This is a genomic window from Arthrobacter sp. R-11 (assembly GCF_049913155.1).
GTDB lineage: Bacteria > Actinomycetota > Actinomycetes > Actinomycetales > Micrococcaceae > Arthrobacter.
This window is the reverse complement of record NZ_CP183979.1, coordinates 3,687,869-3,712,685: the sequence shown is the minus strand read 5'-3', so window position 1 is coordinate 3,712,685 and position 24,817 is coordinate 3,687,869. Positions and strand designations below refer to the sequence as shown.

General features: G+C 67.3%; 22 protein-coding genes. 10 read left to right on the top strand and 12 right to left on the bottom strand.

Annotation, left to right across the window (positions count from 1 at the left end):
* Positions 1 to 31: 31 nt before the first annotated feature.
* Positions 32 to 2,335, bottom strand: a complete 2,304-nt coding sequence (locus tag ACN9M4_RS16865; RefSeq protein WP_426299884.1) for a transglycosylase domain-containing protein — start codon at positions 2,333 to 2,335, stop codon at positions 32 to 34.
* Between the two features lie 152 nt (positions 2,336 to 2,487).
* On the opposite strand from ACN9M4_RS16865, the gene ACN9M4_RS16860 reads away from it, so the two are divergent.
* Entirely contained in the window at positions 2,488 to 3,282 is a 795-nt protein-coding gene (locus ACN9M4_RS16860; protein ID WP_426299882.1) for a DUF2637 domain-containing protein, read from the top strand.
* 33 nt (positions 3,283 to 3,315) lie between these two features.
* Here ACN9M4_RS16860 and ACN9M4_RS16855 read toward each other — a convergent pair whose 3' ends face one another.
* The gene (locus tag ACN9M4_RS16855) at positions 3,316 to 3,720 is read right to left on the bottom strand and encodes a VOC family protein (RefSeq protein ID WP_426299880.1); all 405 of its coding nucleotides are present in this window, start codon (positions 3,718 to 3,720) and stop codon (positions 3,316 to 3,318) included.
* A 21-nt stretch (positions 3,721 to 3,741) separates the two neighbouring features.
* Positions 3,742 to 4,167 (bottom strand): helix-turn-helix transcriptional regulator, encoded by a 426-nt coding sequence (locus ACN9M4_RS16850; protein WP_426299878.1) that lies wholly within the window; start codon positions 4,165 to 4,167, stop codon positions 3,742 to 3,744.
* A 153-nt stretch (positions 4,168 to 4,320) separates the two neighbouring features.
* On the opposite strand from ACN9M4_RS16850, the gene ACN9M4_RS16845 reads away from it, so the two are divergent.
* Positions 4,321 to 4,860 carry a DUF1003 domain-containing protein gene (locus ACN9M4_RS16845; protein ID WP_426299876.1) on the top strand — a complete coding sequence of 180 codons (540 nt, stop codon included), beginning with the start codon at positions 4,321 to 4,323 and terminating at the stop codon, positions 4,858 to 4,860.
* Positions 4,861 to 5,059: 199 nt separating this feature from the next.
* Here ACN9M4_RS16845 and ACN9M4_RS16840 read toward each other — a convergent pair whose 3' ends face one another.
* The 4 genes from ACN9M4_RS16840 to speB are packed head-to-tail and all read right to left on the bottom strand — an operon-like array spanning position 5,060 to position 10,401.
* Positions 5,060 to 6,349, bottom strand: coding sequence for a D-arabinono-1,4-lactone oxidase (locus tag ACN9M4_RS16840; protein WP_426299874.1), 1,290 nt, complete (start codon positions 6,347 to 6,349; stop codon positions 5,060 to 5,062).
* Between the two features lie 27 nt (positions 6,350 to 6,376).
* Positions 6,377 to 7,891, bottom strand: a complete 1,515-nt coding sequence (locus tag ACN9M4_RS16835) for an aminobutyraldehyde dehydrogenase (RefSeq protein ID WP_426299872.1) — start codon at positions 7,889 to 7,891, stop codon at positions 6,377 to 6,379.
* Between the two features lie 51 nt (positions 7,892 to 7,942).
* Positions 7,943 to 9,409, bottom strand: a complete 1,467-nt coding sequence (locus ACN9M4_RS16830) for a purine-cytosine permease family protein (protein WP_426299870.1) — start codon at positions 9,407 to 9,409, stop codon at positions 7,943 to 7,945.
* A complete protein-coding gene (gene speB, locus ACN9M4_RS16825; RefSeq protein ID WP_426299868.1) occupies positions 9,406 to 10,401 on the bottom strand; it encodes an agmatinase in 996 nt (331 codons plus the stop codon). The genes ACN9M4_RS16830 and speB overlap by 4 nt, the downstream gene beginning before the upstream one ends.
* A 205-nt stretch (positions 10,402 to 10,606) precedes the next feature.
* Between speB and ACN9M4_RS16820 the strand changes: the two genes are divergently transcribed.
* The 3 genes from ACN9M4_RS16820 to ACN9M4_RS16810 all read left to right on the top strand — a co-directional run bounded on the left by ACN9M4_RS16820 (position 10,607) and on the right by ACN9M4_RS16810 (position 14,155).
* On the top strand, positions 10,607 to 12,154 hold the full coding sequence (locus ACN9M4_RS16820; protein ID WP_426299866.1) for a PucR family transcriptional regulator: 1,548 nt from the start codon (positions 10,607 to 10,609) through the stop codon (positions 12,152 to 12,154).
* Between the two features lie 78 nt (positions 12,155 to 12,232).
* A complete protein-coding gene (locus ACN9M4_RS16815; protein WP_426299864.1) occupies positions 12,233 to 13,105 on the top strand; it encodes an NAD-dependent epimerase/dehydratase family protein in 873 nt (290 codons plus the stop codon).
* Between the two features lie 18 nt (positions 13,106 to 13,123).
* Complete coding sequence (locus ACN9M4_RS16810) at positions 13,124 to 14,155, top strand: aldo/keto reductase (RefSeq protein ID WP_426299862.1); 1,032 nt, start codon at positions 13,124 to 13,126, stop codon at positions 14,153 to 14,155.
* Between the two features lie 127 nt (positions 14,156 to 14,282).
* Here ACN9M4_RS16810 and ACN9M4_RS16805 read toward each other — a convergent pair whose 3' ends face one another.
* Both ACN9M4_RS16805 and ACN9M4_RS16800 read right to left on the bottom strand, forming a co-directional pair.
* Positions 14,283 to 16,004, bottom strand: coding sequence for an amidase (locus ACN9M4_RS16805; RefSeq protein WP_426299860.1), 1,722 nt, complete (start codon positions 16,002 to 16,004; stop codon positions 14,283 to 14,285).
* Positions 16,004 to 17,071, bottom strand: a complete 1,068-nt coding sequence (locus tag ACN9M4_RS16800) for an agmatine deiminase family protein (protein WP_426299858.1) — start codon at positions 17,069 to 17,071, stop codon at positions 16,004 to 16,006. Before ACN9M4_RS16800 ends, ACN9M4_RS16805 begins: the two co-directional genes overlap by 1 nt.
* A gap of 106 nt (positions 17,072 to 17,177) precedes the next feature.
* Between ACN9M4_RS16800 and ACN9M4_RS16795 the strand changes: the two genes are divergently transcribed.
* Positions 17,178 to 17,810 (top strand): TetR/AcrR family transcriptional regulator, encoded by a 633-nt coding sequence (locus ACN9M4_RS16795; RefSeq protein ID WP_426299856.1) that lies wholly within the window; start codon positions 17,178 to 17,180, stop codon positions 17,808 to 17,810.
* A 4-nt stretch (positions 17,811 to 17,814) separates the two neighbouring features.
* Here ACN9M4_RS16795 and ACN9M4_RS16790 read toward each other — a convergent pair whose 3' ends face one another.
* On the bottom strand, positions 17,815 to 18,801 hold the full coding sequence (locus tag ACN9M4_RS16790; protein ID WP_426299854.1) for a LacI family DNA-binding transcriptional regulator: 987 nt from the start codon (positions 18,799 to 18,801) through the stop codon (positions 17,815 to 17,817).
* Positions 18,802 to 19,011: 210 nt separating this feature from the next.
* On the opposite strand from ACN9M4_RS16790, the gene ACN9M4_RS16785 reads away from it, so the two are divergent.
* From ACN9M4_RS16785 to ACN9M4_RS16770, 4 genes are read left to right on the top strand one after another with little or no spacing between them, the layout of a single operon-like run.
* The gene (locus ACN9M4_RS16785; RefSeq protein WP_426299852.1) at positions 19,012 to 19,260 is read left to right on the top strand and encodes a hypothetical protein; all 249 of its coding nucleotides are present in this window, start codon (positions 19,012 to 19,014) and stop codon (positions 19,258 to 19,260) included.
* Positions 19,257 to 20,762, top strand: a complete 1,506-nt coding sequence (locus ACN9M4_RS16780) for a sodium:solute symporter family protein (RefSeq protein WP_426299850.1) — start codon at positions 19,257 to 19,259, stop codon at positions 20,760 to 20,762. Before ACN9M4_RS16785 ends, ACN9M4_RS16780 begins: the two co-directional genes overlap by 4 nt.
* Positions 20,759 to 22,396 carry an amidohydrolase gene (locus ACN9M4_RS16775; protein WP_426299848.1) on the top strand — a complete coding sequence of 546 codons (1,638 nt, stop codon included), beginning with the start codon at positions 20,759 to 20,761 and terminating at the stop codon, positions 22,394 to 22,396. Before ACN9M4_RS16780 ends, ACN9M4_RS16775 begins: the two co-directional genes overlap by 4 nt.
* Before the next feature lie 52 nt (positions 22,397 to 22,448).
* Complete coding sequence (locus tag ACN9M4_RS16770) at positions 22,449 to 22,781, top strand: putative quinol monooxygenase (RefSeq protein ID WP_426299846.1); 333 nt, start codon at positions 22,449 to 22,451, stop codon at positions 22,779 to 22,781.
* 68 nt (positions 22,782 to 22,849) lie between these two features.
* Here ACN9M4_RS16770 and ACN9M4_RS16765 read toward each other — a convergent pair whose 3' ends face one another.
* Positions 22,850 to 23,491, bottom strand: coding sequence for an NADPH-dependent F420 reductase (locus tag ACN9M4_RS16765; protein ID WP_426299844.1), 642 nt, complete (start codon positions 23,489 to 23,491; stop codon positions 22,850 to 22,852).
* A 66-nt stretch (positions 23,492 to 23,557) separates the two neighbouring features.
* Positions 23,558 to 24,811, bottom strand: a complete 1,254-nt coding sequence (locus ACN9M4_RS16760) for an ammonium transporter (RefSeq protein ID WP_426303514.1) — start codon at positions 24,809 to 24,811, stop codon at positions 23,558 to 23,560.
* Positions 24,812 to 24,817: the final 6 nt, after the last annotated feature.

Genomic DNA, 24,817 nt, shown 5'->3' with positions numbered 1-24,817 from the left:
CGGCAATTCCATCTCGGAAGCAAATGCAGCGTCAGCGCTTGGGCGGCTTGGGTTTCGGCGCGGGGGCAGGTGCCGGCGCGGGCGTCGGCGTAGGCGAAGACTCGGGCACAGGAGTGGCGTCCACCTTCTTGACCGGCGCCGGGGCAGGTGGCGGGCCGACCTTGCTGGGGCGCGGGCCGGGGCCGCGCATCATGGACTCCGGCGGATCCGGGAACTTGCCACCCGGGTAGAGCCGTACCACGTTCACCATGTAGTTGGCCCACTGCGGGCCGGCGATCATGTAACCGTCAAGCACCTTGTAGAACTTGCCGTTGATGGTGACGTTGCGGCCCTCGCGCGTCTGGCCCTTGGAGGTGTCGCCGAAGAACGACGCCGTTGCGAGCCCGCGCGTGTAGCCCACCACCCAGGTGGCGCCGTTGGTGTTGGACGTTCCGGTCTTGGCGGCGGTGGGCATCAGGTCCTGGACCTTCGGGTGGATGTACCAGCCGGAGCCCTGGACCAGGACGTCCTGGAGGACGGCGTTGACGCCGCGGGCCACTTCCGGTTTCACGGCGTCCCGGCAGCTTGCGCGGTCCGCGGCCAAGTGGCGGCCGTCATGTGCCACCACCGAAACCAGGGCGATCGGCTCGCAGTAGCGGCCGTCGTTGGCGAAGGTGGAGAAGGCGCTGGCCAGGTTGAGGGGGGAGACTCCGATGGCACCGAGCAGGTTGCCCAGCTGGTGCATGTTGATCTGCGCCCGGTCCAGCCCGCTGTGCAGGCCCACGGCGTCCACCATCTTCTGGATGCCGCAGAAATCGAGCTGGGCCGCGGTGGCGAAGGTGGCGGTGTTGATCGAGTTGAACAGGCCGTAGTTGATGGGCATCGGCCGGTAGTAGCCGGGATCGTTGTTCTGCAAGTCGTCGTCGGCACCCTCATTGGCGGCCTTCTGCGCCGAGCTGTAGCCGCCCAACACCCGCTGGCCGCAGCTGGACCGCCACGGGAACCCCACCGGGTAGACTCGCCGCGAAGCATCCACGATCGCATTCAGCGGCTTGCCCTCGTTTAGCCACTCCGCGAAGGTGAACGGCTTCATGGTGGAACCGGGCTGGAAGCCGCCTGCTCCACTGAGGTCGTAGCCGTTGGCGTCCCGGGCATCGACATTGAAATTCAGCTGGGTATCGAACTTCCCCGGCGCAGGCAGGAACACGGTGTTCTGCGCCATCGCCAGGATCCGTCCCGTGCCCGGTTGCACGGTCACCAGGGAGGCTCCCCATTTGTCCGGGTTGGCGCCGGCCGACAGGTTCACCTGCGTCTGGGCCGCGGCCTGCAGCCGGCTGTCCAGGGTGGTGGTGATGGTCAGCCCGCCCCGGTACAGCAGCTTCTCGCGGTCATCGACGGTAGCGCCATAGGCCTTGTTGTTCAGGATCAGGTGCGCCACGTAGTCGCAGAAGTAGGGCGCCATCGCGGCCCCGGCGCAACCCTGGCGGGCCGGCGTGACCTTCAGCTTCAACGGAGTGGAGGTGGCGGCGTCGTACGCCTTCTGCCCGATCACGCCCTGGGCGAGCATCTTGGACAGGACCACGTTCCGCCGCTCCACGGCGGCCTTCGGATTCGCGATCGGGTTGTAGTAGCTGGGGCTGTTTACCAGCCCGGCCAGCAGGGCGGCCTGCGGCAGGGTGAGGTTTTTGGCCGAGGTGCTGAAGAACAGCCGGGCCGCGGCCTCGATGCCGTACGCATCCCGGTTGAAGAAGACGATGTTCAGGTACCCCTCCAGCACCTGCGCCTTGCTGTACTTCTTCTCCAGTTCCAGGGCCAGCTTCATTTCGCGCAGCTTGTCCAGCAAGGTCTTCTGGTTGCCCAACACTACTTCATCGATCCGCCCGGCGGAGAGGCGCTGCTCGTTGAGCACGTTGGCCACATACTGCTGGGTGATGGTCGAGGCGCCCTGGCGGTCCCCGCCGCTAAGGTTGACCCGGAGCGCCCGGATGATGCCCTGCGGATCCACGCCGGTGTGTTCGTAGAAGCGGTTGTCTTCCACCGCCACGATTGCCTGGCGCACGTAGGGCGAGATGTTCTCCAGCTTCACCGGCACCCTGTTTTCGGCGAAGAAGGTGGCGATCAGCTTCCCGTCAGCGCTCAGCACCCTGCTGGATTGCGACGGCGGGCCCACCTGCAGCTCGGCCGGCAGCCCGTTGAAGTAGGAGACGGATCCACCGACTGCGAACCCCGTGGCCGCGATCACCGGCACCACCAGGCTGGCCGACAGGACCCCGCCGATGACGCTCAGGACTAAGTATCCGAAGACCCTGCCGAGGGTCGTCGCCACTGTGAATTTTGGACCATTCCTCATCGTCATGCCCCAGACCCAATTCCCAGCCATTGGCCTGTCCCGGATTCCTGAACCCCGGCTTAAGGCCAGACTACGCCCGGAATCCGCCAACAGGGGAGAGGGCACGGGCGGCCTGGCCATGGGAATTCGAGGGCGGCTCCGGCCGGTAAAATCATCCGGTGAACACCACGATCCCCAACGAGCCGCACAAGGCCGTACTCCTCACCGCGGTCGGCACCACTGTGGTGATCGCCGTCGGCGCCTTCATCCTTTCCTTCGCGGCCCTGACCGATCTTGCGCAGCGCTCCGGCATCGAAGCCCACCTGGCTTGGATCTGGCCCATCATCGTGGACGGCATGATCGTGGCCTCCACGGTGGCGATCGTGGCGCTGAACGGCCACAGCCGCCGGGCCATGGTCTACCCGTGGACGCTGCTCTTCTTCGGCGCGATCGTTTCCACGGCGGCCAACTCCGTCCATGCCATCCTGACCGTGGACGCGATCCGTTCCGGCATCCCGCCGGTCGTTTCCGCGCTTGTTGCCGCGATGCCGCCGGTGGTGCTCCTGGCCATCACCCACCTCACGGTGCACATGTACCAGAAGCGTGCGGAGGTCGCCGAACTGCACCGCGAGCGGGCTGCCCAGGAGCAGGCCGAGTTTGACCAGATCGAGTGGGAGCGGGCCGCGCTCGAAGAGGCTTACCTCGCCCCGGAGTACCACGCGCCGGAATATCTCGCCCCGCACGTGCCGCCCGCGCCGACGGCTGCCCCGGTGACCGCCGCAATTCCGGTGCAGGCGCCCGCACGGCGGGAGGACGACGTCGCCCCGGCCCTTTATGAGGAAATGGTCCAGGCGCTGGAGCCGGTGGATCCGGCCCCCGCGGACAGTGCCGGCGTCAGCTTCTCCGATGAGGAGCTGAGCCAGGAAGACCTGCCCGACGACGATCCCCGGCTCCGCACTCCCGTCAAGGCCTGAGGCGCGTGGGGTCAGCCGCCTGTCGGCTGATTGCTACGCCGTCTGGTTGAAGCGGACGTGGTTGCCGGACGGGTCGCGGAACGCGCAGTCCCGCGGACCCCACGGCTGGTCGATCGGTTCCTGCAGCACCTCGGCACCGGCGGAGCGGAGATGTTCGAAGGTGGCGTCGACGTTGTCGGTGCGGAACACGATCACGGGCAGCACGCCCTTGGTCAGGAGCACCTGGAGGGCGTCGCCGTCGTCCTTGGACCGGCCGGCGTGCGGCTCGGAAAGCACCAGTTCCAGGTCCGGCTGGGAGGCGCTGCCGAGAGTGACCCAGCGCTGCCCGTCGGAGCCGACGTCGTTGCGCACCTCGAGGCCGAGCGCGTCACGGTAGAAGGCGAGCGATTCGTCAAGGTCGTTGACAGTGATCTGTGAGTACTGGAGTGAAATGTTCATGCCTCAAAGCTATTGCGGCGTTCATGCGGATGCTTCTTCAATCCTGCTCGGCTTGCGGTCCGGCTTTGTGCGCTGCCTGGCGATGCAGGAAGGCATGGCCTTCACTGCCTGGTGCTCCCGGTCGCGGTAGGCGCTGGGTGTCATGCCTACCACCTCGGTGAAGCGGGAACTGAAGGACCCCAGCGAGGTACAGCCAACCTCCATGCAGGCGTCGGTGACACTGCTGCCGGCACGCAGCAGGGCCATGGCCCGCTCGATCCGCCGGGTCATGAGGTAGTTGTAGGGAGTCTCCCCGTAGGCGGCCTTGAACTGGCGGGAGAAATGCGCCGGCGACATGAGCGCGCCGCCCGCCATCGTGGGCACATCCAGGGGCCGGGCGTACTCGCGGTCGATCAGGTCCTTGGCCCGGCGCAGGTGCGCAAGGTTGGCCAGTTCCTGGGGAGTCATGCGGCCAGTTTAGTGCCCAAGCTGTCGTCTGTAGCTGACACGCGTACATTCTGGTTCTTGAGTCACCGCTTGGTCCTGCGATTAGGCGCAAGGCGGCGCTAGGCTCGCTCTCAGAGGCGGGACGGGCTCGCCGCTAGCCAAGGGATTGAACCCATGACACAACAGACTGGAACCAAACCGACGTCAACGACGGGCGCTCCTGCGCACCCGCGATCGTATCTGAGACCTACACGGTTGCTCTCCCAAAGCGAGCCGGCAAAGCTGCACCCATCGGTCCTGGCCGAGGCCGAGCGCCGGGCCGCAAGCATTCAGCTTCGAGTCGCGGATGCAATCACGGCCTTCGCCGGATCGATGAACTTCGTCTACTTGCATGTGTTGCTTTTCGCTGTATGGATGCTCGTGTTCGAGCAAAGCCCGTGGCCGACGTTGACGCTGATCGTCTCGCTCGAAGCGATCTTTCTCTCGACCTTCGTCATGATCGGACAGAACCGTCAAGCGGCTTTCCAACAGGTGAAGGCAGACCATGATTACAACGCCCAGGAGCAACTGCTCGAGGAGAATACTGAGCTGACGCGTGCGATTCACAAGCTCACCGCCCAGATCCACGAGCGGATCCTCGCGGACGTCACCGCATCTACTCGGGAGGCGGCTGCCGCTGTTAAGCCGCAGCAGGATGGCCCGGCGGGTCACTAGACCAGATGAGCTGTGAAAAAAGGGACGAACGTCAAGGTTTTGCCGTTGCCTAGGAAGAGGCTCGAAGAGCCGAACTGGACCGTCGGAGCAGGCAACTGTAATTTGCCCGAATCGGAAGTCGTACCCCTTGGGCACGGGCGTCACTTACGGCCCATTCCGCCGGGCAAAATGGGCCGTAAGTGACGCCGCGTCGGGAAAGTCAGCCCACCAGCGCGCGCGTGTGGTCGTTGAGGAACACTCCGCGGGGATCGAATTCCCGGCGGACCTGGATGAAGGTATCAAGCTCGGGGTAGAGCCTTTCCAGGCGGCTGCGGCTCATGAAGTGGATCTTGCCCCAGTGTGCGCGGGGCTCGAACTCCTGCAGCAGGGCGTCGGCGTCACGGAAGAACGGCCAGTAGTCCGTTCCGGGTTCGGTGGTGAGGGTGATGACCGTGGTGTCCCGGCCCTGGAACTGCGACAGGTAGCCCTCGTCCGCCTTCACCCACCGCACCTCCACCGGGTACTGCTGGTCCGGGTGCTTGGTGCGGATGAGATCCTGGATGGCCTCCGTGGCCGCCAGCCCGTGCCCGGTCGGGACGAAGTATTCCAGCTCGTGGAACGGCGTGGTGAAGCCGCCCGGATAGATCCTGTAGGAACGGTCCAGGCGCTTGCCTTCGACGCCGGAAATGCCGCTTTCGTCCTTGAGTTCGACGACGTTGTACCGCTTGGTGTAGCTCCGGTTGCTCATGCGCTCGCCGGGAGCGCCGGGCAGATCGAGGAGTTCCGCGGAGCCTTCGCCGGGGCACCACAGGAAGGAGTAGTGCCGGTTGCCGGCGATGTCCGCATCCCAGCCGGCCACGGTCTCGGCCCAATCGGGGTAGGTGATTTCCTCCTGCAGGTAGTAGGCCTCCTCGACGGCGAGCTCCACCTCCAGGAAGATGCCCAGTGTCCCGAGAGCAACCTGCGCTGCCCTGAGTTCGCGGAGCTGGCCTTCGCCGATTTCGACGATCTCGCCGTGGCCGTCGATCAGCCTTACCGAGCGCAGCGCCGAGGAGAAGCTGCCCAGCCCTATCCCCGAGCCGTGGGTGCTGGTGGACAAGGCGCCTGCGATCTGCTGCTTGTCGATGTCGCCCTGGTTGGCCAGTGCAAGGCCCTGTTCCCAGAGCGGATCGCCGAAGGCGTTGATCGTGGTCCCGGCCAGGGCCCGCACACGCCGGTTTTCGCGGTCGGTCCCGGTGATTCCCGCCATGGCCGCCATGTCCAGCAGCACCCCGCCCGTCTGGACCAGCGGGGAGGAGGAGTGCCCCGAGCCCACGGCACGGACCGGCAGCCCTTCCTTGATGGCGAAGCGCACTGCGGCCAGGGCCTCTTGTTCGTTGCCCGGCCGCACGGTGAAGGCTGGTGTGGCGTGCTGGTTCCCTCCCCAGTTGCTCCAGGGCACGTCCGTGCCGAACGGGACCGGCGGGAAGGCCGCGTCTGCCAGGGGTCCGCGGGTGGGCGCGTTGCTCATTTCAGGCTCCGATCTTCGGGTCAGGGCTCAGACGCCGTGGTTGATCATGACGTGCTTGGTCCGGGAGTAGTCGTCCAGGGCGTAGAGGGAGAGGTCCCTGCCGTAGCCCGATCCCTTGAACCCGCCCCACGGCACCTCGTTGGCCAGGACCAGGTGGGCGTTCACCCACACGGTACCGAAGTCCAGCTGCTTGGGAACGCTGAGGGACAGGGCCGAATCCCGGGTCCACACCGAGGCCGAGAGGCCGTAGGGGGTTTCGTTGGCCCGCTTCACCGCTTCCTCGGTGGAGGCGAAGGTTTCCACCGTCACCACGGGGCCGAAGATCTCGTGGCTGGCGATCGGGGCGCCCGCCGGAACATCGGTGATCACCGTCGGCTCGATGAAGTAGCCCGGGCCCTCCAGCGCCGAGCCTCCGACGGCGGTCCGCAGCCCGGCTGCCTTCGCGGCGGCCAATGCCTCCTTGACCCGCTCGAAATGCTGGCGGGAGATCATCGGTCCGATTTCGACGTCGTCCCCGGCGTCCGGGGCGCCGACCACCAGGCTTGCCACCTCCTGGACGAGGAGCCGGGTGAACTCCTCAGCCACCGATTCGTGCACCAGTACCCGGCACGCGGCCCCGCAGTCCTGGCCGGCGTTCCAGTAGCCGGCGTTGCGCACGCCGGCCGCTGCCGCGGCGAGGTCCGCATCGGGGAAGACCACCACGGGTGCCTTGCCGCCGAGCTCCAGGTGGACCCGTTTGACGGAACGGGCCGCGGTGGCGGCCACGGCCTGTCCGCTTGCCACGCTTCCCGTCAGCGCCACCAAGGCGATGTCCGGGTGCTCGGACAGGCGCTGGCCGACGGTGCGGCCCTGGCCCGTGACGACGTTGAAGATGCCGTCCGGGATGTGCCCGGCCACCAGTTCGGCGAGCTTCAGCGTGGAGAGCGGAGTCTGCTCCGACGGCTTCAGGACCACGCTGTTGCCCGCGGCAAGGATGGGCGCGATCTTCCAGGCGGCCATGAGCAGCGGGTAGTTCCACGGCGTGATCACACCCACCACGCCCACCGGTTCGCGCAGGATCACCGAGGTGTGCCCGCCGGCGTAGTCACCGCCAGCCAACGAGGTCAGGGTGCGGCAGGCGCCGGCCATGAAGCGGAAGGTGTCGATGGTGCTGGACACGTCGTCCTCGGCGACGCTGCGGGGCTTGCCGGTGTTGGCAGCCTCGAGGTGTTCAAGCTCGGCGCGGTTGGCCTCGAGGATGTCGGCGATGCGGTGCAGCACTTCGGATCGCTCCCGCGGCGTGGTGGCGCCCCACGAAACCTGGGCGGCGACGGCGGCCTCCACCGCGGCATCGACGTCTGCGGCGGTGCCGGCGGGAACCGAAGCCAGCACGGCTTCGGTGGCCGGGTTGACGACGTCGAGCAGCTCAGGCGAGGAGCCCGGCACGAAGGCTCCGTTGATGAAATGTCCCACGGGTGGCAGCCCGGCAGGGGCTCCCTGGCTTGCGGGACGCCGGACGGCGAAGGACGCGGTGCCCGGCCGGGCGGTGTCGGTGGTAGTCATGGGAGTGGTTCCAATCTGGGTTCTGGAGGGTCTTTGCGGTGTGGCAGGCTGTCAGGCCGGATCGCCCACGAGCTTCTTTGGCGGGGCGGGCGCGGTCTCCGCCCTTTTGCGGGGTTTCTGGGATACCCGGGCAACGTAGTAGTACAGGGGTGCTACAACCGCCAGGCCGACGATCCAGGAGAGATCCACTCCGCCCATCGCCGCGGCCAGGGGGCCGGTGTAGACCGCCGTCGCCGAGAACGGGAGCTGGATGAGGGCTCCGGCGAGGTAGCAGCCGATCGCGGCCCAGTTGAACCTGCCGTACACGCCGCCGTCGCGCCGGAAGAAGTCCTCAACCCGGTAGTCGCCGTGCCGCAGGAGGTAGTAGTCCACCAGGTTGATGGCCGTCCAGGGAACCAGCACGTACATCAGGAAGGACAGGAAGTTCGTGTAGAAGAGGATGAAGTTGTCCCGGGCGAACAGGGCCACGGACACCGCGAGGGCGAAGAGGAGGATGGCGGCGACCGTGCGGGTCTTGGCCTTGGGCATCCAGTCCGGCTTGAAGGTCTGGCCGACAGTGAGGCTGCACAGCACGCCGCAGTAGAGGTTCATGGCGTTCGAGGCGGCCACACCGAGGCAGAAGATGCCGATGATCACCACGGTGAGCGGCTGGAGCTGGATTCCGAGATCGCCCACGATGTCCATGCTCGAAGGATCGCTGGAGAGGGCAAGCGCTACGCTTCCGACGACGGCGCCCAGCACCATGGGGAAGAGCGTTCCCAGCACGCAGCCGGAGTACGAGGCCCAGAAGGCGCTCCGGGAGCCGGTGCCTTGGGGAAGGTAGCGGGAGTAGTCGGAGACGTACGGGGCATACGCCAGCTGCCACAATGCGGAGACGGAAATCGTCCCCATGAAGCCGACCCAGTTGAAGTCGCCCTGCTCGAGGAAGCCAACGGGAAGCCCCTGGACCACAAGGATCCAGATGAACGCCAGCACCAGGGCCAGGCCGGCCACGATGCTGAGGAACTTCGCGTACGCGTGGATGATCCGGTAGCCGAAAATGGTGGCGATGACGCTGACGACGCCGATGATCACGATGCCGGCATCGACGCTGATGCCGGGGTTGACCGCCGCCATTGCCTCGCCGCCGAACACCAGGTTGGCGGCGAAGAAGCCGGCGTACATGATGACCACGATGAGCACGATCAACAGTGCACCGAAGGAGCCGAACTGGCCGCGGGTCTGGATCATCTGTGCGACGCCGAGCTGCGGACCTTGGGCGGAGTGCAGGGCCATGAAGACGGCCCCGATGAGGTTGCCGACGACGATGCCCACGAGTGCGGAGACGATATCGAGCCCGAAGACCGTGGTTGCGAGCCCGCCTGTCACGATCGTCATGATCATGATGTTGGACCCGAACCAGATGGTGAAGAGGTCACGTGCCTTGCCGTGCCGCTCGTTCATCGGGATCGGCTGGATGGTCTTGTCCTCCAGCCGGGGAACCTCGTTGACGCCGGAGTTGCTACTCACGGTATTCATGATGCGCTCCGCGCGGCCAGGGAGAGAACCTCGCCGGCTCCGCGGTTGCCCTTCACCATCAGTCCGAGGAGGTCGAACACGAGGGTTGCCGCCGCCACGGAGGTGATGTCCGCGTGGTCGTAGGCCGGGGCGACCTCGACGACGTCGGCGCCCACGATGTTGATGCCCTCCAGTCCGCGGAGCAGGGCGAGCAGTTCGCGCGAATGCAGGCCGCCCATCTCCGGGGTGCCGGTGCCGGGCGCGTAGGACGGATCGAGGACGTCGATGTCGATCGAAACGTACACGGGGGTGTCGCCCAGGCGTTCCCTGACCTGCTCGATGGCGGCGGGCACGCCCAGGGTGTCCAGGTCGGAGCAGCGGATGATCTGGAAGCCGAACTCGTGGTCCCTCAGGAAATCGTTCCGGTCGTAGACGGGGCCGCGGATGCCCACGTGCATCGAGCGGTCCTGGACGAGCAGGCCTTCTTCGAAGGCGCGGCGGAAGATGGTGCCGTGCGTGACGGGCTGGTCGAAGTAGGTGTCCCAGGTGTCCAGGTGGGCATCGAAATGCAGCAGCGCCACCGGTCCGTGCACGGTGTTCAGCGCCCGCAGCATGGGCAGGGCGATGGTGTGGTCGCCGCCGATGGCGATGAGCCGCTTTCCTTCACCGAGAAGGGGCAGGGCCTGCTCCTCGATTTCACGGACGGCCCGGGCGATGTCGTAGGGCGTGCAGACGATGTCCCCGGCATCGACTACCTGGACTTCCCGCACGGGTTCGACGTCGAGCTCCACGTGGTAGCCGGGGCGCAGCAGCCGCGACGCTTCGCGGACCGCCGCGGGACCGAAGCGGGCGCCGGGACGGAAGGAGGTGCCGCCGTCGAACGGGACGCCGACCACGGCGATGTCGTAGTCCGGGACGCGGTCGATCTGCGGGAGCCGGGCGAAGGTGCCCAGTCCCGCGAAGCGTGGAACCTTGGTGGCATCGACGGGGCCGACGGGCTGGTGGACAGTCATGGGGGAATCCTTCACGTTTGCGCTGGTTCCTGCTGCCTCTGCAGGTTCTTCAATCATTGGTGATGTGCGTCACGCAGCATATCTATCGATTGACTACAAATAGCGGGGACGCCTATACCTTTGTCTAAGAAGCCCGGAATTCCGGCCGACACCCGGCGTTCGGACGGCCTGCAGGCCGGCGGCAGATAAGGGAACGTGGTCAACAATGGCGATTACAGTGGCGGAGCTGCTTGCGGAGCCCCAGCTTGGACTGCGGCTCCTGGCAGGTTCCGAAGGCATCGGAAACCGCATCACCTGGGCGCACACCTCGGACCTCCCGCGGCTGTGGGAATGGACCACCGGCGGCGAGATCATGATGACGAACGGGCTGTCCATTCCGTCCGACGCCGAAGGGCAGGTGGAACTGGTCCAGGAACTGGTCAAGGCGGGAGCCAGCGGGCTGGCGGTGGGCGAGAAGATGCATGCGCCCGAGCTCCTTCCCGAACTCATCGACGCCTGCAATTCCCTGCCGCTTCCGCTGATCAACATTCCCTACCCCTTGCCGTTCATCGCCATTGCCCGGACGGTCGCCGAGGCCTCCTTGATCGAGGAGTCACGCCGGCTGCGGCAGACGGCCAGGATCTACGACCTGCTGCGCCTGTCCGGTGCCGAGGACAACGGACGGAGCCTGCTCCAGGGCCTTGCCGCGGAACTCGATTCGAAGCTTTTCGTGGTCGACCGGCGGTGCCTGGACCCGTGGCATCCCGGGTGGGACGGGCTGCCGGCCGGGCTGTCCGCCTGGCTTGCCCAGTGGGTGGGGACGTCATCAACGGCGACGGTCAAGGGCTTCCGATGGCTGCGCTTCGGTGAGCAGCACGTCCTGATGATGGACATTCCCACCCACGTGAACGCCCTGCTGGTAGTGCTGCCCGACTCCGAGCAGCGTCCCGACGCGGTGGTCCTGCTCCACGCCGCCACGGTGCTTGGCCTGGAGCTGTCACGGACGGTGCTGGCGCTCGAAGGCCAGCGCAGGCTGGGGTCCGAGTTCCTCCTGCAGGCGTTTGAGGGACGCTACGGCGTGGCCGAACTCGAGAGCCGGCTGGGCGAGTTCGGCATCCCGGCGCAGGACTTCGTGGTGGTGTCCATGTCCGGAGAGGGCGATGACCTGGCCAACGTCCACGTGGACCTTTGGGGCCACGGCTTCCCGTCGGCCTGCCTGAACCGGGCCAACCGCCTGCATCTGCTGGTGTCGAATGAATGCTCCCAAGAGCTGATGCGCCACGTGGTCAGCGAGCACGTCCGGATCGGGGTGAGTTCCCCGGCGTCGCCGTCGGGGATCCAGACGGCCCTGCAGGAGTCTTTGTGGTCGCTCGGGACGGCAGCCAGCAGCGGCAGCCAGCTGGTGCGGTACCCGGAAGGCCCGGCCTGGCTGGGACTGACACGCCATGAGGAGGGCGCAGCGCTGGTCCGGCACCTGCTGGGCCCGGTCATCGACTACGAGCGGGGCCGCGAACCGGACCTCATGCACACCCTCAAGGTCTTCCTCGACACGCAGCGGTCCTGGCAGAAGACGGCGGCCCTCCTGTTTACCCACCGGCAGACGGTGATCTACCGCATCCGCAAGATCGGCGAGCTGACGGGGCTGGACATGGGTGAAACGTCCACGCTCGCCCAGCTGTGGTTCGCCCTGCAGATCCACGAGGCCATGGAGCTTCCGGGCCCGGCAAACGCGGGGTCACCTGGGAGCGAAATTCGGCTGCAACATGGGCTGTAGCTGACCCGGCGTCGGGACGGCGCCTACAGTGTTCAGACAGAGTCCCTTCAGACAGAGCCCCTTTCGAAGGAGATCCCGATGAGAATTGCTGTCACTGGTGGAAGCGGAAAACTTGGCAGGAGCGTGGTCCGGAGGCTGGTTGCGGACGGCCACGAGGTGTTGAACCTGGACCGGGAAGGGCGGAAGGGACCCGGGTACGTCAACGTGGACCTGCGCAGCTACGGCCAGGTCCTCGATGTCATCCTTGGCCTGGATGACCGGCACAACGGATTCGACGCGGTGGTCCACCTGGCCGCCATCCCCGCCCCAGGGCTGGCGCCGGATGCCGCCACCTTCGAGAACAACATGCTCTCCAGCTATAACGTCTTCCAGGCTGCCCGGCGGGCCGGGATCAAGAAGATTGTCTATGCCTCCAGCGAAACCGTCCTTGGCCTGCCGTTTGACATCGATCCCCCGTACATCCCGGTGGACGAGGAGTACCCGGCCCGGCCCGAGAGCACCTACTCGCTGGTCAAGCACCTTGAAGAGCAGATGGCCATCCAGCTCACCCGCTGGGATCCGGCATTGAGCATCGTGGCCCTGCGCTTCTCCAACGTGATGGATCCCGAGGATTACGAGGACTTCCGGTCCTTCGACGCCGATGCCACGCGCCGGAAATGGAACCTGTGGGGGTACATCGACGCCCGGGACGGCGCCCAGGCGGTCGCCCGCGCACTGGAAAACGGCCAGCCGGGATTCGAAACCTTCATCATCGCGGCCTCAGACACGGTCATGGAAAGATCCAGCGCCGACCTGGCTGCCGAAGTGTTTCCCGGCGTCGAGGTAATCAAGGAACTGGGCCGCCACGAAACCCTGCTGTCCATCGGCAAGGCCCGCAGGCTGCTGGGCTTCGGACCCGAGCACAGCTGGCGCGACTATCACTCGAACCTGACCACGCCCACCGAAGACTGAAACGAACTGAGGAGCAGCATGGAATACCGCACACTGGGCAACAGCGGTGCTGTCGTGTCCAATTACGCGCTGGGAACCATGACTTTCGGGGCCGAAGCGAGCGAAGAGACTTCCCACCACATCCTGGACGACTACCTCGACGCCGGCGGCAACTTCCTGGACACCGCCGATGTCTACAGCCAGGGTGCGTCCGAGGAAATCATCGGCCGCTGGTTGGGCAGCCGGAGCGGCGCGCGGGATCGGGTGGTGCTCGCCACCAAGGGACGTTTTCCGATGGGAAAAGGCCCCAATGATCTTGGCACGTCGCGCCGGCATTTGGGCAAGGCACTGGACGACTCGCTGCGCCGCCTCGGTGTTGAGCAGATCGACCTGTACCAGATGCACGCCTGGGACCCCATTACCCCGCTGGAGGAGACCCTGCGCTTCCTGCACGACTCCGTCTGCAACGGAAAGATCGCCTACTACGGCTTTTCCAATTTCCTCGGCTGGCAACTGACGAAGGCCTTCCACCTGGCGAGGGCACACGGCTGGAATCTTCCGGTCACCCTGCAGCCTCAGTACAACCTGCTGGTGCGGGGCATTGAACTGGAGATTGTTCCAGCGGCGCTCGACGCCGGCATCGGCCTCCTGCCGTGGTCGCCACTGGGCGGTGGCTGGCTTTCGGGCAAGTACCGGCGCGATGTGGACCCGATCGGGGCCACCCGACTGGGGGAGAACCCGAAGCGGGGCATGGAGGCTTGGGAAGCCCGGAACGCGGACGAACACACCTGGCGGGTTCTCGACGCGGTCGAGGCGACTGCATCCTTGCACTCCGTCAGCCAGTCACAGGTTGCCCTCGCATGGCTGGCTGGCAGGCCGGCGGTGACATCCGTGATCCTGGGCGCACGGACACGCGATCAGCTGGCGGACAATCTGGCGGCGGCGGATCTTGAGCTGACAACCGAGGACATCGAGCGGCTGAACGGGGCGAGCAACCCGAGGCTCGGGGTGTATCCGTACGGACCGCACGCGCAGGAACAACGCAGCCGCAAGATCGCGGGCGGCCGCTGAAGGCCGGGCCGTAGGACGCCCTCGAACGGGTTCCGGGAGCTTCCGACGGCGGTGCTGCCGCCGCCGGAAGCAGTGAAACCTCGGAAGCTGCAAGGGCCTGGTGCTGCCCGGCCCTTTGCAGATCAGCTCAGCCCAGCCTCGGCGTGCGCTGCGGCTCGGTGCGCCGGGAGCCGGTCGCCTCGAACGCGGCCGCCAGGGCCAGCAAGGCGGTGTCGTCGTAGGCGCGGCCGGCGAAAGTCAGGCCCACCGGCATGCCGGTATCGGACATCGTTCCCATCGGCACGGTAACCGTGGGGATGCCCAGGTGCCGGGGTACCAGGTTGCCGTTGGCCACCCACACGCCGTTGCGCCAGCCGAGGTCCGCGGACGCCGGGTTCACGTCCATGTCCGCCGGCCCGACGTCGGCCGAGGCCGGGAAGACCACGGCGTCCAGGCCAAGCCCGTCCATCCATTCCTCGAGGTCCAGCTTGCGGGTCAGCTCCAGTCCACGGACCCCGGCCGCCAGTTCCGGAATGTCCGTCATGGGCCGCCCCGGATTGGAGCGGATGTGGACGGGGTACTCCGCGATGTCGTCGTCGAAGCCGGTGTAGCGGTCCGGCAGGGCACCGTCCGGGTGCGGGAAGATCGCCGCGCCGTCGACCTGCGCCAGCGAATGCAGTGCCGGGTCGCCGTTGGCGGCCAAGAAGTCATCCCAGGACCAGGCGGAGAGGTCCACGATTTCGTGGTGCAGGTATTCCGGGCTGACCAGGCCGCGGCTGGCGATGGTGGGCGCGCCGGGCCGGTCGCCCTCGTAGTTGCTCACCACGGGGAAGTCCACCAGCACCACCTCGGCGCCGGCGGCTTCCAGGTCGCGGCGGGCCGCTTCCCACAGCTCGATCACCGAGGCGCGGGTTTCGATGCGTTGCCCGGTCAGTCCGCCGATTCCCGGGTTCTCGCTGGTTCCGGCCTCGGCGTCGGCGTTCACATACATGCGTGGCACCCCGAAACGCTTGCCCCGCAAAGCCGCCCGGCCGCCGTCGGGATCCGCCGGAGCGAGAGCCGGGTACGATTCCGGCCGTACCTCGGAGGCCTTCGGGATTGCCACCCAGGGCTGCGCGCGCCAGAAATCGCCGCGCGTCTCGGCGTCGTCCGCCACGATCACATCCAGCAGTTCCAGCAGGTCCGCCATCGTACGGGTGTGCGGCACCACCACGTCCATGGTGGGGACCAGCGGCCAGTTGCCGCGCACGGAAATGACGCCGCGGGAGGGCGTGTACGCGCACAAAGCATTGTTCGACGCCGGTGCGCGGCCGCTTGACCAGGTCTCCTCGCCCAGACCGAAGGCCGCGAAGCTGGCCGCCGTCGCGGTGCCGGAACCGTTGGATGAACCGGAGCCGAAGGCCGCCGTCAGGAAGTCCGCGTTGTACGGGCTCTCGGCCCGGCCGTAAACGCCGCGCTGCATGCCGCCGTTGGCCATGGGCGGCATGTTGGTCAGGCCGATCAGCACCGCGCCGGCGTCGCGCAGGCGTTCGATGGTGAAGGCGTCCCGCTGGGCCACGAGGTCCTTGAACGCCGGCGAACCGGCGGCCGCGGTGAGGCCCTTGGCCAGGTACGAGTCCTTCGCGGTGTAGGGGATGCCGTCCAGCGGGCCCCGTACTTCGCCTCGTGCGCGGCGTTCGTCGGAGGCGATGGCGTCGGCGCGGGCCTCGGGGTTCATGACCACCATGGCGTTCAGCTTGATGCCGTTGCGGTCGTAGGCCTCGATGCGCGCCAGGTACGCCTCAAGGAGCTGCACCGAAGTGGTTTCGCCGGACTCCAGCGCCGCGCGCAGCTTCGCGATGGAGGCTTCGACGACGTCGAAGAGCGCCATTACGCTGCGCTCCCGTTAGTTGCGCTCCCGCCAGCTGCGGGGAGCTTGGGCTGCTGCTGGGTGATGCAGTGGATGCCGCCGCCGCGGGCCAGGATGGGGCGGGCGTCCACGGTGACCACGCGGCGGCCCGGGTAGGCCTCGGCCAGGATCTCGGCGGCAAGGGCGTCGGCGCGTTCTTCGCCGTAGCCGCAGGCGATGACGCCGCCGTTGACCACCAGGTGGTTGACGTAGCTCCAGTCCACGAAGCCTTCCTCGTCGCGCAGGGTCTCCGGCGCGGGCAGCTGGACGATCTCGAAGGGCTTGCCCGCGGCGTCCGTCTGGGTCTCCAGGAAGGTGTGCAGGCTGCGGCTGACCTCGAAGTCCGGGTGCTCCGGGTTGCTCTGGGAATGCAGCAGGATGCGCCCGGGCGTGGGCAGGGTGGCCACCATGTCGATGTGGCCGCGGGTGCCCAGGTCCTCGTAGTCGCGGGTAAGGCCGCGCGGCACCCAGATCACCTTGCTGGCGCCGATGGTGCGGGCCAGTTCGGCCTCCACCCGGGCCTTGTCCGCGTGCGGGTTCCGGCCCGGATCCAGCTGCACGGTTTCGGTGACCAGCACGGTGCCTTCGCCGTCCACGTGGATGGCGCCGCCCTCGTTGACCAGCAGGGAACTGACCAGTTCGGCGCCGGACTGCTCCGCCACGAAGCGGGCCATTCCGGCGCTCTTCTCCCACTCGGCCCACTTCGGGGCGCCCCAGCCGTTGAAGACCCAATCGACGGCGCCGAGCACACCGGGACGCTCGTCGTCGAGCACGAAGGTGGGTCCGACGTCGCGCATCCAGAATTCGTCGAGGGGCGCCTCAAGCAGTTCGATTCCGTTGTCGAGCATGCGGGCGGCACGCCCGCGCTCGCCGGGGTCCACCACCATGGTGACCGGCTCGAATTCGGCGACGGCGTGGGCGACGGCGGTCCAGGCGGCGTACGCTTCCTCGGCCGAGGCGGCGTCATCGCCGAGCGTCAGGCCGGTGCGTGGGAACGCCATCCAGGTGCGTTCGTGGGGTGCGGTTTCGGCCGGCATTTTCCAAGCCATGAAGACTCCTCTGTGCTGCAAGCTTCTGTACTGCAAGCTCGTTGATTGCGAAGCTTGTTGATCATGCGATCAATAATGTTGAAAAGCTACTTTAGACTGTTCTGTGATGTCAAGCACCACGCAGAAGCGCGCTACCCGGAAGTCCCCCGCCGAGCGCGCCGCCGAAATCACCGAAGCCGCCCGCGCAATCGCCCTTGAGCAGGGGCTTTCCGCGATCACGCTGCGCAACGTCGCGTCCCATGTGGGGGTGGCCTCGGGCCTTGTGGCGCATTACCAGCCGAACGTGGATGCCCTGGTGGCGGGCACCTTCACGGCAATCGTCGCGGCCGAAACCGAGGAGGTGGCGGGCATGCTCGCGGCCCTTCCCGGACCCGTGGAGCGCCTGGCCTTGCTGCTGGACACCCTCATGGACGGCAGCCGGCTCGATGTCACCGCCGTCTGGGTGGAGGCCTGGACCCTGGGCCGCAGGAACGAGGCCCTTGCCGCGTGCGTCCGTGAGCAGATGGACGCGTGGCAGGCCGTGCTGCAGGCGGTGGTGGAGGACGGCGTTGCCGGCGGCCACTTCGAAACCGACGATCCCGCATCGCTCGCCTGGCAGATCCTCGGCATGATCGACGGACTCACCGCCCAGTCCCTGGTGCGCTGGGGTGGCGTCAGTGACCGCGGCACGCACCTGGCCCGCGCCGTCGAAGGCATGGTGGGCGCCGCCCGGGGTTCGCTGCGGGCATCAGCCCGTTGAGTGCTCAGCCGGCCAGCTGCACGCTCGCGCCGTCGAACCAGCGGTGCACCGGCCCGGCGTCGGGATCGCGGACGACGGCGTCCAGCAGTTCCGTTGCCGCCGCACCGTATTCGCGCGGAGCCAGGTCGATGGAGCTGATGAGCGGATTGCCGGTCTCCAGGGCCGCGGCGCCGGCGAAGGACGCGAGGTCCAGGTCCTTGCCCACGGTGAGGCCGCGGCTTTCGAGCACGATCTGGCTTTGCGCGGCATGGCCCTGCGCGCCGCACACCAGGGCATCCGCATGCCCGGCATCCACGGCCGAGGCGATCGCGGACACCAGATCGCGGGGCGTCGCGTTGGCCTCCACCTCATGGACCCGCGGCTGGATGCCGTTGCGCAGGCACCACTCCAGGTAGGTGTTCAGGGTGTCCACTGCCCAGGAGGAGGAAATGGCGTCGTCGACGGCGAGCAGCGCCGGGCATGTCCGGCCGCGGCTGAGCAGGTGGTCCAGGATCTTGGTCTGAAGTTCGGCGTGATGGGCCTCGAGGGTGCCAAGGACCCGCTCTTGGCCCGGGCCGGTGTAGCGGCCGACCGAGACGGTGGGGATGCCGTCATCGAGCAGGGCTGCGACCAGGGGTTCGCCGGGGGAGGGGTCGATCGCGATCACGCCGTCCACGTGGAAGGCCCGCTGCGGGGTGAGGCCGCGTGCGAAGAGGGTTACGTCGTAGTCGGCGGCGGCCGCTCCCTCCGTGACCCCGAAAGCGAAGTCCATGTAGAAGGCCAGGCTGCGGGCGATGGGCGGGATGTACAGGCCGATGGTCCCGACGCGGCTGACCCGCAGGCTGCGGGCCGCGCGGTTGGCCACATAGCCCAGGCGGTCAGCCGTTTCACGGATCAAGGCGCGCTTTTCCTCGGAGATCCGGCCGCTTCCGCCCAAGGCGCTGGAGACGGTGGTCTTCGAGAGCCCCAGCTCGCGCGCAATGTCCATGATGGTTGCCCGGGTTCTCGCCATGCCCTCATCCTAAGGGCGCCCGGAGCCTCCTCGCCGCCCCTTGCCGGTTCCCGCCTGGCGATGCCGCGGCCTCTTGACAATGCCCCTGTGACGTCTCACACTCTTATTTGCGGGAACGTTCCCGCAATCCCGTAAAGCATCGCAAATCTCCCTCAACACCAGACCTGTCCGCATCCGGCCAACGACGCCCCGGAAGAATGGAATTCCCCAATGTCCCTGTCCGCCCCAGCCCCGGACTCCTTGAACCTGGGCGGCCGCAAGAGCAGCCCGGAACACCGCGCCCGGCTCCGGCGCGCGATTTTCGCGGTCGACCTGTTCATCCTGCTCGCCCCGCCCGTGCACTGGCTCTTCAGCGGCGGCCAGTCCGCCTTCTGGTATTTCCTGGTGGCCAATGCCGTGGTGACCCTTTCCCTCTTCGCCCTCTGGGCAAGCAGCAGCGACGAGGGGGAGACGGCATGAACATGATGATCGGCTACGGCGCCATCCTCGCTTTCACTGTGCTTGTTGTGGTGGTCATGAACCGCGCCCGTCGCGGCGACGCCACCATGAGCGAATACGCCACCGGCGGGCGCTCCTTCAGTTCCTGGTTCGGCACCATGGCCTTCCTCAACACCTGGCTTGCCGGCACCGTATTCGTGGCCTTCGCCGGGCTGACCGCCAGCGGTGGGGTGATCGGCATGTACTCCCTGTCATACTCCCTGCTCAGCGTGGTGCTGATGTTCTTCCTCGGCACCCCGGTGAACAAGTGGGGCCGCACCTATGACCTCCGCACCCAGGCAGACCTGCTGGGCCTGCGCTACAACTCCCGCTCGGTGCGGGTCATCGCCGCAATCATCGGCGTGCTGGCCTCCGTTCCGTGGGTTGTGCTCGGCATGCAGTCCCTCGGCCTGGTCTTCTCCACGCTTTCCTTCGGGCAGGTTTCCCCATACCTGGCCGTGGTGATCGGTGTCCTGTTCATCGCCGCCCGGCAGATCTGGACGGTCAAGCTCGGAACCCGCGGCCTGATCATCAGCGACATGGTCCAGGGCCTCTTCGCCTACGGCATCGGTTTCCTGGTGATCCTGGGCATGCTGGTGTGGCTCGTGAACAACGGCCACGGTTTCGGCGCCATGGCACCGGCACTGCTGGAACTGCCCGGCCTCGGCAGCCCCGCCGGCCCGTTCTACCTGTTTTCCCTGATGTTCACCGGCATGATGGGCGCCTGGTGCTGGCCGGACCTGTTCGTGCGCATGTTCAGCGTCCGCACCCCTCGCACGGTGAAGAAGTCCGCTGTGCAGGCCGCGCCGCTGCTGTTCATCTTCTCCGCCGCGCTCACCACCGTGTCCTTGCTCGCCTCCAGCGTCCCCGGAGTGTCCGAGGCACCCGACACTGTCTGGTTCATCATGGCCGGCATCGGCGGCGTGGGCCTGGTGGCCGTGGCCGGCGTGTGCGTGGTGGCCGCAACCATGGGCAACGTGGGCGCCAACCTCCAGGCCCTCGGCACCCAGATCGCCAACGACATCGTCGGCGCCCGCAGCCACGAGCGCGTCGAGTCGGCGAAGGGTGCCAAGATCGCCGTCGCCGCCGTCACCCTGGTGTCCGCCGCGGTGGCCCTGTTCACCGCCAACCAGGTGTCCGGTCTGATCGCCATCGCCCTCGTCTCCTACCAGGCCATCTGCCAGCTCGCCCCCACCCTGCTGCTGGGCATTTTCTGGCGCCGTGGCACAGCCGCCGCCGCGAACGCCGCCATGGTCTCCGGCATCCTGGTGGCTGCGGTGCTGGAACTGATGTACCCCAGCCCGCTGTCCATTCCGTGGCTGGGCGGCCTCACCTCCGGCGTGGCCGGGCTGATCGTGAACCTCGCCGTGTACCTGGCGGTTTCGTGGCTGTTGCCCGCGACGGCGGTGGAGCAGCAACGCGTCGACGCCCTGTTCGATGACCTCAAGAGCAAAGCCCCCGTCAGCCAAGGAGCAGCCTCGTGACAAACTACGCGGACGTCCTCGTCCTCGCCGCCCGCATCCACACCCTCGACCCTGAAACCACTGACCCCGAGAACATCGACCCGGCTACGCCCGCCCCCACCGCCGTCGCAGTCAAGGACGGCCGGATCGCCGCCGTCGGGAGCCTCCCCGAACTGGAGGCGCATCGCGGCCCGGCAACCACCGTGCTGGACTTCGGAGATGCCACGATCGTGCCCGGCCTGAACGACAGCCACACCCATGTGGTCTACGGCCTCGAGCTGGCCCGCGGCGTGCAGCTGACGGACCTCGGCCCGCTTGGCGAGGTGCAGCGGATCGTGGGCGAGGCCGCGCGCAATGCCAAGCCCGGGGAGTGGGTGACCGGCTGGGGACTGGACCCCAACCTGTTCACGGACACCGGCTTCATCGGCCGCTTGTTCGACGACGCCACCGGCCAGGTGCCGATGTTCCTGCGGATGCGTGACGGCCACTCAGCCGTGGTCAACTCCGCGGCGCTCGCCGCCGCCGGCATCACCGGCCGGGTGGCCTTCCCGGACGAGTCCGTGGTGGGCGTCGACGGCGACGGCAAGCCCACCGGGTACCTCGTGGAGTTCACTGCAATGGACCTGGTCACGAAGGTCATGCCGCAGGAGGACCTGGCCGGCCGCGCAGGAAGGCTCGGGGAACTGCTGAAGGCGATGGCCGCCGTCGGGATCACCTCCACGCACGTGATGGACTTCGTGGAAGGGTCCGCGGAACTGCTGACCCGGCTGGAGGCCGACGGCGAGCTGCCCCTGCGGCTGCGTTTCTCGCCGATGGTCAACGCCGGAGCGTCGCTCGCGGAACTGGAGGAGGCCGCGGCGCTGCAAGGCACCGGCGGGCGGCGCTGGGGAGTGGAGGGCGTGAAGTTCTTCATCGACGGCACCATCGACAACGGCTCCGCCTGGCTCGAACATCCCGACGTCTACGGCCAGAACACCGAATCCGTGTGGACCGACCCGGCTGACTTCCAGAAGGCGCTGCGCTTCTTCGTCGAGCGCGGCATCCCCACCGCCACCCACGCGATAGGGGACCAGGGCGTGCGTTATGTGCTGGAGGCCCTGGAATCCGCCGGCGATGCCCGGAAACTCGCCACGCACCGGATTGAACACATAGAGACCATCCCGGACGAGCTGGTGGTCCGCTTCGCCGAGCTCGGCGTCGCGGCAAGCATGCAGCCGATCCATGGAACCCACCACACCAAGGCCGACCGCAGCGACAACTGGTCGGTGCGGCTCGGCGAGGAACGGGCTGCCCGTGGCTGGCGCTGCCGCGACCTGCGCGAGGCCGGGGTGACCGTGGCGCTGGGCTCGGACTGGCCCATCACTCCCTACGATCCGCGCGCCATGATGGCCGATTCCATCCTGCGCCGCCCCGTGGAGCGCCCGGACACTGCCCCCGTGCAGCCCGAACAGGCGCTCACCCCGCTCATGGCCCTGGAGGGCTACACCACCCATGCGGCCGCAGCGGCCGGGCTCGGCGCCGTGACCGGGTCGATCACGGTGAGTAAGCGCGCCGACTTCACGGTCTTCGCCCGCGACCCGCTGGCCGTTGACCCCGAGGAGCTGGCCCGCACCGCGGTGGTGGCGACGCTCCTGGACGGCGTGCCGGTGCGTTGAACCGGGTCCAAGCTTAAGCGGGCAAAGCGGCCGGGCGTGCCATCATGGCCACATGACTTTTGCAAATGTGGGGACCCTGGGAACCAAGGCCGGCCAACGTGACGCACTGGTGGAAATCCTGCTCCGGCCCAAGCCCGAGCTGCGGGATGCCGGCTGCCTGCTGTACGAGGTAGGCGTCAACAATGACGTTCCGGACACAGTGTTTGTCTGCGAACTCTGGGAGTCCGCCGAAGCGCACCAGGACTCCCTGCGCTTGGAGGGCGTCCAGGCGGCGATCAGCGAGGCGATGCCGCTGCTGTCCGGTGACAACGGCGGCCACCGCTTCACGGTGCTGGGCTCGCCGCTCCGCGCGGACGGCGCGCGCCAGTCACGGCACTCGCTCTGAGGGCACACAACTAAAACGGACGACGGCGGGAGCCTCCCGCCGTCGTCCGCTGTCCTTTAAGTTCCAGTTCAGACCGTCCGGGGCGCTTTCGCGATACTCGCCTTCAGCTCGGCAGCGTCCTGCCGGATGACGTAGGCGGGACGGTCCCGTTCCACGCGCCAGCTTTCGGCGAGCGGGCCGATGTTCACTGTGTCGAAGCCGAATTCGTCGTAGAGCCTGGCGACCAGTTCGGCTGCTTCGGGGAAATCGCTGGCCGTGGCAAGGGCTCGGCGGCCGGGCGTTCCCGAAGGCAAGCCGTCCGTGGTGATTTCCCTGGCCCGGATGTGGTTGAAGCCCTTGGCCACCTTGGACTGGGCGAGGTGTTCCTGGACCAGCCCCGAGGTGGTGGCTTCGCCGGCGTCGAGCGCCGGGATACGGTCGTCGCGCTCCCAGTAATAATTGTTGGTGTCGATGACCACCTTGCCCGCCAGCGGTTCCGCAGGAAGTTCGCGGTATTTCCTGAACGGGACTGTCACGACGGCGAAATCGCCTGCCGCTGCTGCTTCGGCAGGGGTGGCCGCGCGGGCTTTGGGGCCGAGTTCCGCCACGAGTCCCGCGAGGGTTTCCGGTCCGCGGGAGTTGCTGATCACCACGTTATAGCCGAGTTCAACCGCTTTGCGCGCCACTTGGCTGCCGATGTGTCCTGCGCCGATGATTCCGATTGTCGTCATATCTGCGGCAACACCACCGGTACGGAGGGCATTCCGGACGCTACGCCGGGTGTCCCCGCCCGGGGATTACTCGTGGCTGGGCGCCCCTGCCGGGTGCAGCACCGAGTGGAAGCGGCTGCGGGACAGCTCGCCGAACTCGTACGCGGTCTCGGCATGCTCGGAGAGGTCCACGCCGACGGTCTCGGCCTCGTGGCTGACGCGGAAGCCGATGGTCTTGTTGATGACCAGGCCGATCGCCGCGGTCATGGCGGCGGAAACCGCCACCGTGATCACGACCGCCACGGTCTGTGCGGTCAGCTGCTGGAAGCCGCCGCCGTAGAAGAGGCCGCCGCCCACACCGTCCACGGGCATGGCGATGAAGCCCAGGGCGAGGGTGCCGATCAGGCCGGCGCCCAGGTGCACGCCTACCACATCCAGCGAGTCATCGAAGCCGAACTTGTACTTCAGGTCTACGAACACCACGCAGGCCGCGCCGGCTACCAGGCCCAGGCCGAGGGCAGCCACCGGGCTGATGTTGGCGCAGGACGGGGTGATGGCCACGAGGCCGGCAACGACGCCAGAGGCGGCACCCAGCGAAGTGGGGTGGCCGTGGCGGATCTTCTCAGTGACGAGCCAGCCGATCATGGCGGCGGCCGGTGCCAGCATGGTGTTGACCCAGATCAGTCCCGCCTGCTCCGCGCTCGTGGCGGCGCCGCCGTTGAAGCCGAACCAGCCGAACCACAGCAGGCAGGCGCCGAGCATGATGAAGGGGATGTTGTGCGGACGGTGGTTGGGGTCCTTGCCGAAACCGTGCCGCTTGCCCAGGATCAGGGCCAGCACGAATGCCGCAGTACCGGAGCTGATCTCCACGACCGTACCGCCGGCGAAGTCGATGACCTGGCCGAACACCGCGGTGAGCGCACCGCCGGCACTCATCAGGCCGCCGCCCCACACCATGTATGCGAGCGGGCAGTAGACCAGGGTGACCCAGACGGGAACGAAGACCGCCCAGGAGCTGAACTTGGCGCGGTCCGCGATGGCACCGCTGATCAGGGCGACGGTGATGATCGCGAAGGTTGCGCTGTAGCCCACCTTGATGAGGTCGGGGGAGCCGACGAGGTTGCCGAGGCCGAAGTGGGCGAAGGGGTTGCCGAACAGGCCGAGGAAGCCCTCGCCGCCGATCATCGAGTAACCCCAGAGCGCCCAGACAGCGCCGACGATGCCGGCGGCCAGGAAGCTCATCATGATCATGTTGAGGGAGGACTTGGCACGGGTCATGCCGCCGTAGAAGAGACCCAGGGCCGGGGTCATCATGAGGGTGAGGGCTGCCGCCACCATCATCCAAAT